The sequence below is a fragment of the Streptomyces sp. NPDC111507 genome (assembly GCF_055638955.1).
Genome location: NZ_JBVKBU010000055.1, coordinates 1 through 1,431 on the forward strand (window position 1 = coordinate 1; position 1,431 = coordinate 1,431).

The 1,431-nt window shown below is 68.8% G+C and carries 1 protein-coding gene; it reads left to right on the plus strand.

The features are described from left to right. Positions 1–1,431, plus strand: a 1,431-nt coding sequence (gene glgB / locus ACZ7M2_RS52435) for a 1,4-alpha-glucan branching protein GlgB (protein WP_471601366.1), incomplete at both ends; no start/stop codon positions are given.

The following is a 1,431-nucleotide window of genomic DNA, read 5'->3' on the forward strand; positions in this document are numbered from 1 at the left end:
TGTGGACGGACGAGGAGTGGATGGCGGGGCGGGGTGCCCGTCCGGTGCACGAGGCACCGCTGTCCGTCTACGAGGTCCACCTCCCCTCGTGGCGCCCCGGCCTGACCTACCGCCAACTGGCCGAGCAACTGCCCGCCTACGTCCGCGACCTCGGCTTCACCCATGTCGAGCTGATGCCGGTCGCCGAGCACCCCTTCGGCGGCTCCTGGGGCTACCAGGTCACCGGCTTCTACGCCCCCACCGCACGCCTGGGCACCCCCGACGACTTCAAACACCTCGTCGACGCCCTGCACCAGGCCGGGATCGGCGTCCTCATGGACTGGGTACCGGCCCACTTCCCACGCGACGCCTGGGCCCTCGCCGAATTCGACGGACGCCCCCTCTACGAACACGCCGACCCCCAGCGCGCCGCCCACCCCGACTGGGGCACCCTCGAATTCGACTTCGGACGCCGCGAGGTACGCAACTTCCTCGTCGCCAACGCCGTGTACTGGTGCGAGGAGTTCCACATCGACGGCCTGCGCGTCGACGCCGTCGCCTCGATGCTCTACCTCGACTACTCACGCGAACCAGGACAGTGGACCCCCAACGAACACGGCGGCCGGGAGAACCTCGACGCCGTCGCCTTCCTCCAGGAGATGAACGCCACCGTCTACCGCCGCGCACCCGGCGTCATGACGATCGCCGAGGAATCCACGGCCTGGGACGGAGTCACGCGGGCCACCCATCACACCGGGCCCGGCGGGTTCGGGGGGCTGGGGTTCGGGCTGAAGTGGAACATGGGGTGGATGCACGACTCGTTGAGCTATGTGCAGCACGAGCCGGTCCATCGCAAGTACCACCACAACGAGATGACGTTCTCGATGGTGTACGCCTACAGCGAGAACTACGTCCTGCCCATCTCCCACGACGAGGTCGTCCACGGCAAACGCTCACTCGTGTCGAAAATGCCCGGCGACTGGTGGCAGCAACGCGCCACCACCCGCGCCTACCTCGGCTTCATGTGGGCCCACCCCGGCAAACAACTCCTCTTCATGGGCCAGGAATTCGCCCAGGGCGCCGAATGGTCCGAAACCCACGGCCCCGACTGGTGGCTCCTGGACCCCGCCTACCCCGCCGAACCCGACCACCGCGGCATCCGCGACCTCGTCCGCGACCTCAACACCCTCTACCGCCACGAACCCGCCCTCTGGCAACGCGACACCGACCCCGCCGGCTTCACCTGGATCGCCGGCGACGCCGCCGACGACAACGTCCTCGCCTTCCTCCGCCACGACACCGACGGCACCCCCCTCCTCGCCGTCTCCCACTTCTCCCCCGCCGTCCGCCACGACTACCGCCTCGGCATCCCCGAATCCATCCCCGCCTGGCACGAAGTCCTCAACACCGACGCCGCCCGCTACGGCGGCAGCAACATCCACAACCCCCACC